Source organism: Streptomyces sp. NPDC058051, assembly GCF_042885475.1.
Taxonomy (GTDB): Bacteria; Actinomycetota; Actinomycetes; order Streptomycetales; family Streptomycetaceae; genus Streptomyces.
On record NZ_JBHVRW010000024.1, the window covers coordinates 126,619 to 136,988 of the forward strand.

Sequence of the window (10,370 nt, forward strand, 5' to 3'; positions counted from 1 at the left end):
GTCCGTGTACCAGCCGGCCGGAGCAGGCGAGGCTGTCCGTCATACGTGCGAGGCCGAGACGTGCGAGGCCGAGCGGCATGCGTGCCAGATCGAGACGTACGAGGCCGAGCGGCATGCGGGACGAGGCCGACCGGCATGCGTGCGAGGAACGCGTTCCGGGTGTACGCGTCGGAGCACACCCCACACCCCACACCCCACACCCCAGGCCGCACGCCGACGGCCGACTAGGTCATCGATCTCCTGACCGGACCGGCAGTACCGCAGAACTCACGGCTCTCACTGACAACTGATGGCCGACTCAGCCCAGTCGGCGAGGACCGCACCGCCACCCGGCCGTTCCCGCTGGACGACGAGCCGGATCTTTTCCTGACCGGTGAGACCGACTCCGACGGGTACGGCGGGGTCGCCACCGTTCACCACCGGGGACTGCCACAGCAGCGTCCCGTCACCGCCGAGGACGGAGAAACGCACCGAGCCGCGTCCCAGTGACAGGTCGTCGATGCCGACCATGGCCTCGTAGCGCGTGCACTGCCGGTTCAGCTGGATGGTGATCGAGGACTTGCTGTGGACGGTCACGCCGTGCGCGTACGGCGTGCCACCGATCGACAGGTGGGAACGCTGCCAGACCCAGTTGCTCTCATTGATCAACACTTCCGGTCCGGTGTGGTCGCCCAGCATCGAGTAGCTCAGCTCGCTGACCCGGTAGACGGTCGGAGCGGGCGGTGGCGGAGGCGGCGGGGCCGGAGTCGTCGGTGCGGGGGACGCCGGCGGCTCCGGGGTCGGTGGCGGAGTCGGCTCAGGGGTGGGCGTCGGCGTCGCAGTGGGCGTGGGCGTGGGTGTCGGCTTCGGTGACGGAGTCGGGGACGGGGATGGGGTGGAGGGTGCGGGCGGCGCCGGCGCGGCGGGCTCAGGCGTCGGCTTCGGCGGAGTGGGCGTCGGCACCGCGGGTGCCACCACAGCCGGTTTGGCCGCACGCTTGGCCTCGGGCTTCGGCTGGTCGTTGCCGACCAGTGCCCAGGCCAGGCCGGCTGTCACAGCCACGGCGACCGCTGCCGCGATACCGGCCTTCGCTGGTGCGCCGAGCCCTTCCGAGACCGCGGCACCACCGGCCGTGCCCCCGGACGAGCTTCCTCCGGTCGCCGCCGCGGCGGCACCGGCGCCCGCAGCTCCCACCGCGCCGCCGGCGACGATTCCGGCGGCCTTGAGCGCATATCCGGCGGCGAACCAGCCGATGACCGCGACCGGCAGCAGCGCGGGAATCCCGGTGTTGACCTGGGCCAGTTCGCCTGCGGCGAGCCGGCACTTGGCGCACTCGTCCAGATGCCTCCGCAGTCCCCGTTCGGCCCGCATCCGGAGTCCACCCCGTGCATACGCCCCGAGTCGGTCGGCGTAACGCGCGCAGTCGCCGCCCGAGGTGAGCGCCTGGCTCACGTGCGCTTGCAGGTATGCCTGCTTGAGCCCTTCGCGGGCCCGGCTGGCCAGGACAGACGTGGCATTGGCGGTCAGCCCGAAAAGAGGGGCGATCTCGCTGGGCGACTCCTCCTCCACGGTGGTGTGCCACAGCACTGCCTGCCAGCGCTCCGGCAGACTACGGAACGCCTGCATCGCCATCGACTGCTCGGCCTCGCGCATAGCCAGTACATCCGCACCGAGATCGAGCGCATCCGCGTCCGACACCCGGATGGACTGGAACGCCTGGGCGGCGAACACCGCGAAGTCATCGACCAATTGCTCCCGCTTCGCGGTCTTGGTCCAGGCAGCCCCGACATGCCGCACAGCCGTCATGAGGTAGGCCCGTACCGCCTCCTCGGGCCCCTTGCCTCTCCGTACCGCCTGCAACGTGCGGGCGAAGACCTCGGCCGTCAGGTCGTCGGCGGTGTGCGCGTCCCGGCAACAGGTCCGCGCGTAACGGCGAACCGCGTCCGCGTGGCGCCGGAACAACTGCTCGTACGCGAGATCGTCACCGTCCCGCATCTGCTTGATCAGCTCGGCGTCGGAGAACACGGAACCAGAGGCATCGGCAGCTGTGGTGCTGCCGCCCTCCCGCTGCATCGGCACGGCGGCACCGGCCTCGATGTCCGGATCGGCCGGTGCCGGCCACGGACCGGGCAGGACGGTGCACCCCTCGGCGTCGCCCCCCGCACGTCCGGGGCCGGCTTGACTCGGCACCTGCGGGGAGGACAGCCCATCGGCATCCGCCACCTCGCCCACGGCGGAGCCGTCGTCGAACGACTCTGCCTGCTGCCCGTCACCGCTCATCGCGGAAGCCCCCGTATGTATGCGCTGTCGGACCCGAACACCGGGCAAGCGTGCCACATGGCGCAATCACGTCGGCCCTTCAGCCTCAGCAACCACTCATCCGAGGTGCATTCTCGAATGCGAGTACTGGCAGCCACTCATTCAGGGAAGGGGTAATCAGCCTTTCTGCGCAGGTGTGTTGCAGAGAAGGGGCAGCGACCTTGCTCGTGTGTGTCGCACAAGCACCGCTCAATCGCTGAAGAATCACCGATCAAGAATCATCCGAGCAATTCCCAAAAGCGGACCAAGTGGCCGGGTGGGGCCGGGTGCAGAGCCGAGACCATGCCACGGAGACCCGTTCGGCATTACGGGCGAAACCGCCCGGTCGAGGTCCGGCCGGGGTCGTTCGAGGCGGACGCGGTGGCGGACGACGTCGGCCGGAGCGTTCTCTGCGTGGGGTGGACGAGCGAGGGCAAGCCGCTGAGCGGCACCCACCGAATCGGGCCACGCCGACCGCTCACGACCCCATCCATTCACGCCATTCCATTCGCGCCGGGCCGAACGGGCGAGGTCCATCACGCCGGGACAGGTCAGGCCGACCGTGCCGGGACAGGTCAGGCCGATCGCGTCGACGTAGGTAGAGGTCGATCACGTCGCCCGTCTGTTCGCGCCCGTCTGCTCCGACCCCTCACCTGAGCATCTGAGGGGAGAGCGAGCACCACGGGCGCGCAGCGCACGCAGCACACCCGCGAACGCCCGGCGCGGAGCACGCTTCCCCGCACCAGCGTCCTCGCGCGCAACGCGCTCAACCCGCGCGCCCGGGCCCGTACGTCCCCCCGCCCCCGTCCTCCGCCCGCCGCTCAAGCGGTCGGTCGCGAGCGCAGCCCCTCCAACAGGATGTCCAACAGCCGACTCGACGCCGCGGCCTGCTGAGCCGCATCAGGCAGTAGAGGTGCCGACGTGGCGATGACGAGCAGCACATCCGCCACCGTCACGTCAGGGCGCAGCTCACCGGCCGCACGCGCCCGGTCCACCAGCCGGCCGACGACCTCCAGCAGTTCACCGGCTCCCGCGTCGTCGTCCTTCGCATCGGTCTCCGCGGCGGAACGCGCCTCGGCCGACCGGAGGTCTGCCTGTCCGGCGCCCTGTCTCTGCTGAGGCACCCGCGTCTCGTCCCGCGCGCTGCCCGGTGCCGAGCCCGACACGGAGGTCGCCAGGGTTCCCGACTCCTCGGCCGCGTTCGAAACTCCGGCCTCGGCATCTGCAGGGGCGTCGACATCGACCCCGACCCGCAGGACCTGCGGCGGCAGCAGCCGCCCCGCGCCCGAGGACACGGACGTCCGCAGGAAGCGCGACAGGGCCGACCACGGCTCCTCCTCCTGCCCCAGAGCGGTCCGCGCCTGGTCCGTCAGCCGGGAGGTCTCCTCCTCGGCTATACGCCGCACCAGTACGTCCTTGCTCGGGAACCGCCGGTACACCGTGCCGACTCCGACTCTGGCGCGACGCGCCACGTCCTCCATCGGAGCCCCGTATCCCAGCTCGCCGAACACCTCGCGCGCGGCCCGCAGCACATGCTCCAGATTGCGCTGTGCGTCCACGCGGAGCGGAGCCGAGCGCCCGTTCGCCGCGCCGGCTCCCACCGCGCCGGCTCCCACCGCGCCGGGCGTACCGCCCGTTACCGCCGCCGCGCCGGCTCCCGCCGCCCCGGCCGGACCCGTACCCGCCGTCGTGGCCGTTCCCGCCGCGTCTGCTGTCCCCACCGCTCCGTTTCGTCCGTTTCCGTCGGACGGAGAGTGGGACGTGACCGCCGTCGCAACGGTCGGCCAATGAGAATCCTGAATGTGCATAACTGTTCCCCCGGTTATGACGTCTCCCCCCGGAGACTTCCCGCCGTATGGGCCAGGGAGTGGATCATGGTCCCAACCCGACACCCCGACGACATACGAACATAGTTGAGCCCGGCTCAATTCAGAAGGGGGTACTTCCGCATGGAGCGCCCCCCGATCGGAGCAAGGACCGGTTGGTCACTGATTCGGCTCCCGGACCCGACCCCCACTCCAACCCCTGACCTGCGCAGCTTCCGTAATGTCGCAGCGATCAACGGCAGCAGCCCGTCCAGAACCTCCGGTCACACAATTTGCCGGGGCTGTGGACAAACCCTTGAGCACGTTGCGTCATGGGGTGGTGATGGCTTCAGATTCCGGGAGAACACCCTCCGCACCCCCGCCGGGTGTGCGCATTCTCGTCGTCGGCGGAGGCTACGTCGGGATGTACACAGCGCTGCGTCTCCAGCGGAAGCTGAAGCAGAGACTCAGAGGCGGTACGGCCGAGATCGTCGTCGTCACGCCCGATCCCTATATGACGTATCAGCCGTTTCTGCCCGAAGCGGCCGCCGGTTCGATCTCGCCGCGCCACGTCGTCGTTCCGCTCCGCCGGGTCCTGGCACAGTGCCAGATCGTGATCGGTGAGGCGCAACGTATCGACCACGCCAAACGCACGGCGACCGTCACCACCCTCGCCACCGGGGAGGACGGCACCGGCGCCGTCGAGATCCCGTACGACGAACTCGTCCTCGCCCCCGGTTCCGTCTCGCGCACCCTCCCGATTCCCGGCCTCGCCGACCACGGCATCGGCTTCAAGACCATCGAGGAGGCCATCGGACTGCGGAACCATGTCATCGAGCAGATGGACATCGCCTCCGCAACGCGCGACCCGGCCATTCGCGATGCCGCCCTCACCTTCGTCTTCGTCGGCGGCGGATACGCGGGCGTCGAGGCCCTCGCCGAGCTGGAGGACATGGCCCGCTACGCCTCGCGGTACTACCACAACATCAAGGCGAACGACCTGAAATGGATCCTCGTGGAGGCGTCCGGCCGCATCCTTCCCGAGGTCGGCGACGCCATGGGCGGCTACGCGATCCGTGAGCTGCGCGGCCGCAACATCGACGTGCGCCTCGACACCCGGCTGGAGTCCTGCGAGGACCGGATCGCCGTCCTGAGCGACGGTTCCCGCTTCCCGACCCGCACCCTCGTGTGGACCGCGGGCGTCAAGCCCGCGCCGATCCTCGCTGCCACCGACCTGCCGCTCGACGAGCGCGGCAGGCTCACCTGCACGGCGGAACTCACCGTCGAAGGTGTGGAGCACGCCTGGGCCGCCGGGGACGCCGCGGCCGTACCCGACCTGACCGCCGCCGGAGCCGGCAAGGAGACCGCGCCCAACGCCCAGCACGCCGTGCGCCAGGCCAAGGTCCTCGCCGACAACGTCCTCGCGTCGATCAGCGGCGAACCTCTCAAGGAGTACCGTCACCGCTACGCGGGCTCCGTCGCCTCACTCGGTCTCCACAAGGGCGTCGCCCATGTCCACGGTCGTAAAATCAAGGGCCGTCCGGCGTGGCTGATGCACCGTGCGTACCACCTCAGCCGTGTCCCCACGTTCAACCGGAAGGCCCGTGTCCTTGCCGAATGGACCCTCGCCGGACTCTTCAAGCGAGAGATCGTCTCCCTCGGTTCGCTGGAACACCCGCGCGCCGAATTCGAACTCGCCGCGGGAGGCCGACGTCCCAGGCTGCCCCGCCCGCCGAACACCGGCGGCCTGCCAGGTCACGACCAGCCACCCAGGCCCGACGACGCGCCGGGGAACGGTGACTGACGGCCCGTCGGCCCACCCGCGCACCCGCCCGGCGCCCGGCCGTACCGGCGACTGTCCGTACGGTCCGTCACACTGGACGTGTGACCATGGGTGGGACCACACCTGCACAGAGTGACCCGGCCGGCAGTGACCGACACTGAGCAGCCCGCCCGAGCGGACCAGACCGACACACGAGGCCAGAAATTCCGTGAACTTCACGCGTTGGAGCGCCCGCCTACCAGGAACACAGCGCCGCGCCGCCGCACGGGACGACCGCAGTTCCGTGCCCTCGGCCCGCGCCGAGTACGCACAGCCGGAGACCGGATCCCGTCCACCGGACAGCGGCACGAGCGGCGACGCGCCTGGCGGTAATACCGGCAGCACCAGCACCGGCACCGGCACCGGCGGCACCGGCAGCTCCGGCGGCACCGGCAGCTCCGGCGACAGCGGCGACACGCGCGACGACACGCACGGCGGACCTCCCGGGGACCGCGGCTCCGTCCTGGAGGATCTCTCCGCCCGGGACATCCTCGGCCGGCTGCCTGCCCTGGTGGCCCTGGTGTACGGCCCCGACCACACGATCGCGTACGTCAACGACGCCTATGCCTCCGCTTTCGGCCCCCGTCCCGCGGGCGCCCCAGCGGCCGAGGCGATGCCCGAGCTCACCGAGCTCAGTCTGTTGCCCCTCATGGACCAGGTCCTGCGCAGCGGCACGCCCCGTACCGTCAAGTCCCGCAAGGTCCGCAGTGGCAGCTCGTACACCGTGACCTGCACCCCGGTCCACAGGGAACGCGGCGGTGGAGCAGGTGACGGCGACGGGAGCAAGAAGCAGAACAAGGGCAACAAGAACAACAAGGGCGGCAGGCGCGGGTCCAGGAACAGAGGCTGCGAAGGCGGCGTCCTCGTGTACGCCGCGGATGTCACCGACCACGCCGAAGCGGCCGAACGGCTCCGCGCCAGCGAGCGCCGCCACCGCGAAACGGCCGTCACCCTCCAGCGCTCCCTGCTCCCGCAGGAGCTGGAGCAGCCCGATGACCTGCGGATCGCCGCCACCTACCAGCCCGGCGGCACGGACGCCGCGGTCGGTGGCGACTGGTACGACGTCATCACCCTCGGCGCAGGCCGCACCGCCCTGGTCATCGGTGATGTGATGGGCCGCGGGGTGCGGGCCGCCGCGGTCATGGGCCAGCTCCGTACGGCTGTGCGTGCCTACGCACGCCTCGACCTCCCGCCGCACGAGGTGCTCCAACTCCTCGACGGCCTCGCTGCCGAGATCGACGCCAGCCAGATCGCCACCTGCGCCTACGCGGTCCACGATCCGAGCGAGGACCGGCTCGTCTACGCCTCCGCCGGGCATCTCCCGATCCTGGTGTGCGACGAGGACGGTACGGTCCACCGCGCCGAGGATCCGACAGGACCGCCGCTCGGTACCGGCGGCTGGATCCACACATCGGGCACCATCGCGCTGCCGCCCGGTTCCACCGCGGTCCTTTATACGGACGGTCTCGTGGAGCGTCGCAGCGAGGACATCGACGAAGGTCTCGCCGCCCTGGAACGCGCCCTCTCCGGAGCCAAGGGATCACCCCAGGTGGTCTGCGACCGGCTGATCCGCTCCCTCGGCGTCACCGCGGAACACGACGACGACGTGGCGGTCCTGGTGGTTCAGCACCCCGCCCGCACAGGGCCGGACGCGGAGCTGTTCCACAACGCCTCGCTCGACCTCCTCGGCGGCATCGAAGCCGCCCCGCGCGCCCGCGCTTTCGCGACCGGCGTGCTGGCGTCGTGGCGATTCCCGGTCGAGCTCTGCGATCTCGGCGTACTGGCCGCGGGCGAACTCGTCGCGAACTCCCTCAAGCACGGCACCCCGCCGATGCGGCTGGGCCTGCGCCGCACGGATCGCCGCCTGATCATCGAGGTGACCGACGGCGACGACCACCTGCCGCGCCGCCGCCGTGCCGACCCCGCCGACGAAGCGGGCCGCGGCATCTCCATCGTCGCGACGATCGCCTCGTCCTGGGGCAGCCGCCGCACACCGGGCGGAGGCAAAGCGGTCTGGTGCGAATTCGCCCTACCGAAGTAGGGGCGGGCCCTGCCGGAGCAGAAACCCCTCACGCACCCCGGCCCGCTCCTACCGCACCACCCGTGCCGGCCGACTCACCGCGTGGTGACGGCTGAGGCGGTCACAGGTTCGGTCTCCGGCAGTGACACGGCCACCACCCTGGACGGCACAGTCCCGAGCGACGGCTGATCCTGTACGGGGCTGAGCCGTCGGCCCAGCCGCAGCGCCAGTACCGTGATGCCCAGCGAGAACAGCACGAACGTCACGATGTACGGGCCGTGCAGCGTCGCCCCCATCGGCCCGCCCACGGCCGGACCGACCGCCAGCGCGAGCTGCTTGCACAGGGCGAAGGCGGAGTTGTACTGCCCGACCATCGACTCCGGGGCCAGATCGGCGACCAGCGGTGCCACGGTCGGCGACAGCATCGACTCACCGAGCCCGAACAGCGCGTACGTGGAGATCATCGCGGCCGTGGCCATGGTCTGGCTGCCGTGCCCGAGACCCGCGTACCCCGCCACGATCCAGGCGAACGCCCAGATCAGACCGACCGCGGCAATCACCCGGCTGCGCCTGCGGCGCTCCACCAGCCGCAGCACCACGAACTGCGCCACGACGATGACGGCCGTATTGGCGGCCAGCGCGACACCGAGCGTGGACGGCTTGATCCCGGCGGCCTCGGTTCCGTATGCCGCGAGCCCGGACTCGAACTGCCCATAGCAGGCGAAGAACACCACGAAGCCCAGCACACACAGCTGCACCATGGCCCGGTGCGAGAGCAGCGCCCGCAGACCTCCCGACGCTTTGGACCCTTCTGTGGGCCTGGCGTCGGAGAAGGAAGGCGTACCGGACAGCCGCACCGTGGCGGCGACGACGCCGAGGACGACGAACATCGCCGCCTCGACGAGGAACAGCAGGGTGAAGGTCTCCGGCCGGCTCGTGTCGACGATCTGCCCGCCGACCAGCCCGCCGATGCCGAGGCCGAGGTTCTGCAGGAAGAACTGCGTGGCGAAGGCCCGCGTACGGGTGGTCGCGCTGGAGCACTGGACGAGCATGGTGGCGAGTGCCGGCTGCATGACCGCCGTGCCCGCGCCCAGGATCACGGCCGACAGCACAGCGAAGGTCACGCTCGACGACAGGCCGAGGGCGACCGCCCCCAAGGACGCGGCGACCGAGGCGACGACGAGCACGGGCAGCGGCCCGCGCCGGTCGATGGCACGCCCGGTGAACGGCAGTACAGCGAGCGCTGCCATGGCGAAGACCGCCAGCACGATGCCCGCCGTGCCGGCCCCCAGATCCCGTACCTGCGCCACATAGACGTACAGATACGGAACGGTGAATCCCAGCCCGAACGCGCTCAGCGCGCTGCCCAACTGGATCCGCCGCAGCGCTGCGCCCATCTCCCTGGTCACGCTCACCTACCCCGTCCCTCGTCTCGCATGCGATACGTCGAGCCAGGTACACGACTCGAACCCGAAGACTTTAGCACTAAAGTTAGAAGCTCAACAATTCAGGTTGAAGGACTTCGACGGCTTTGGGGGCGTGGGATACTGCCCGCCATGTCTGACACCAGCGAGCAATCCGGCCCCCAGGAGCCGAGCCTCGACGAGCAGATCGCCGCCTATCAGCGCGAGTTCCGCGACCTGGACCCCCAGGTGGAGCAGGTCGTCTCGGCCCTGGGCCGACTGAACCGCCGGATGAACGTGGCGTACGGACGTCAGGTCGCCGCCCTCGGCATCAGCAACGCCGAGTGGGAGGTTCTCAAGACCCTGGTCCTGTCCGGCTCTCCGTACCGTCTGGGCCCGGGAGAACTGGCGAAGCGGCTCGGCCTCACCCCTGCGGCCATGACCCACCGCATCGACCGGATGGCGGGCGAGGGCCTGGTCACCCGCGACCGGGACGAGAACAACCGGGTGCGCGTGATCGTCGAACTGACCGACGAGGGCCGTACGAAGTGGCTGGAGGCGATGCGCATGGCCTCCGACTTCGAGGAGGATCTGCTCCAGGACCTCACGAGCGAGGAGCGCGGAGTCCTCGGCGGCATGCTGATCCGTCTCCTGCGCCGCGTGGAGCACGCCCAGCCGGACGCCGGCGGCCGTCTCACCGACCTGGGCTGAACGCCGGCCGGACACGCAGGAAAACGGCTTGACCTGGCGGGGTTGACACGCCCCTCCTCGATCCGTAAGGTTCTTCGAGTTGTCACGGATCCGGAACGGTTCTGGGACAACCAATCCCGCCGCTAATGCGGCAACCAAAATTCTGCACGATCTCCCACTCGGGTTCTTTTCGGCATGCCGAAAACAACTTCGAAGCCTCGATTATGAGCCGCCGGGAAAATCCGCTAGAGTTTTGGACGTCGGAACGGCTCAACGGCCGGGAAGACACCTCCCGCTGACTGGGAATCAGAGCCGAAAGGGTCTGATAGAGTCGGACTCGCCGGAAAGGGAAA

Annotated in this window: 6 protein-coding genes; 3 read left to right on the forward strand and 3 right to left on the reverse strand. The window is 70.0% G+C overall.

What is annotated here, in order from left to right:
• Nucleotides 1–276: 276 nt before the first annotated feature.
• The gene (locus ACFVUT_RS29945; RefSeq protein ID WP_389660707.1) at nt 277–2,259 is read right to left on the reverse strand and encodes a sigma-70 family RNA polymerase sigma factor; all 1,983 of its coding nucleotides are present in this window, start codon (nt 2,257–2,259) and stop codon (nt 277–279) included.
• 839 nt (nt 2,260–3,098) lie between these two features.
• Entirely contained in the window at nt 3,099–4,085 is a 987-nt protein-coding gene (locus ACFVUT_RS29950) for a TetR/AcrR family transcriptional regulator (RefSeq protein ID WP_389660705.1), read from the reverse strand.
• Nucleotides 4,086–4,425: 340 nt separating this feature from the next.
• On the opposite strand from ACFVUT_RS29950, the gene ACFVUT_RS29955 reads away from it, so the two are divergent.
• Nucleotides 4,426–5,886, forward strand: a complete 1,461-nt coding sequence (locus ACFVUT_RS29955) for an NAD(P)/FAD-dependent oxidoreductase (RefSeq protein WP_389660703.1) — start codon at nt 4,426–4,428, stop codon at nt 5,884–5,886.
• 187 nt (nt 5,887–6,073) lie between these two features.
• Nucleotides 6,074–7,945, forward strand: coding sequence for a SpoIIE family protein phosphatase (locus tag ACFVUT_RS29960; RefSeq protein ID WP_389660701.1), 1,872 nt, complete (start codon nt 6,074–6,076; stop codon nt 7,943–7,945).
• Nucleotides 7,946–8,019: 74 nt separating this feature from the next.
• Here ACFVUT_RS29960 and ACFVUT_RS29965 read toward each other — a convergent pair whose 3' ends face one another.
• A complete protein-coding gene (locus tag ACFVUT_RS29965) occupies nt 8,020–9,321 on the reverse strand; it encodes an MFS transporter (protein ID WP_389660731.1) in 1,302 nt (433 codons plus the stop codon).
• Between the two features lie 159 nt (nt 9,322–9,480).
• On the opposite strand from ACFVUT_RS29965, the gene ACFVUT_RS29970 reads away from it, so the two are divergent.
• Nucleotides 9,481–10,038, forward strand: coding sequence for a MarR family winged helix-turn-helix transcriptional regulator (locus tag ACFVUT_RS29970; RefSeq protein WP_389660699.1), 558 nt, complete (start codon nt 9,481–9,483; stop codon nt 10,036–10,038).
• Nucleotides 10,039–10,370 lie beyond the last annotated feature (332 nt).